This is a genomic window from Chromohalobacter sp. HP20-39 (assembly GCF_033052815.1).
Classification (GTDB): domain Bacteria; phylum Pseudomonadota; class Gammaproteobacteria; order Pseudomonadales; family Halomonadaceae; genus Chromohalobacter.
Genome location: NZ_JAWHTP010000410.1, coordinates 1 through 316 on the forward strand (window position 1 = coordinate 1; position 316 = coordinate 316).

The 316-nt window shown below is 62.0% G+C and carries 1 protein-coding gene; it reads right to left on the reverse strand.

Translation table 11 applies throughout. The annotated features are described in order from the left end of the window. Positions 1-316 (reverse strand): transposase (locus tag RVY79_RS18585; protein ID WP_317466022.1); only part of this gene is annotated, 316 nt, incomplete at both ends.

Genomic DNA, 316 nt, shown 5'->3' on the forward strand with positions numbered 1-316 from the left:
GCACGCCCCGGTAAGGATAGAGCCAGTTTTTGGCGTAGCTCCAGAAGCCCTCGATGCCGTTGATGTGGTCTCGGCCAACAGGCCTGCCTTTCTCCTTGCGCACCACCACGTGATCGCCTCGTAGCCGTAAGGTGGCATAGGCCTGCCAGGCATCGGTGTAGTAGTACAGCGAGCCTTCACGCGTGTGGGCTTGGATCTGCTCCATGATGGCTGCTTGGTCGTGCTGGGCGATCGGTGCCGCCTTCACTTCGCCATTGCGCTTGACGATGCCGAAGACCACTACCTTGCCGGCCGCTCCCCAGCCGCGTTTGCCGTG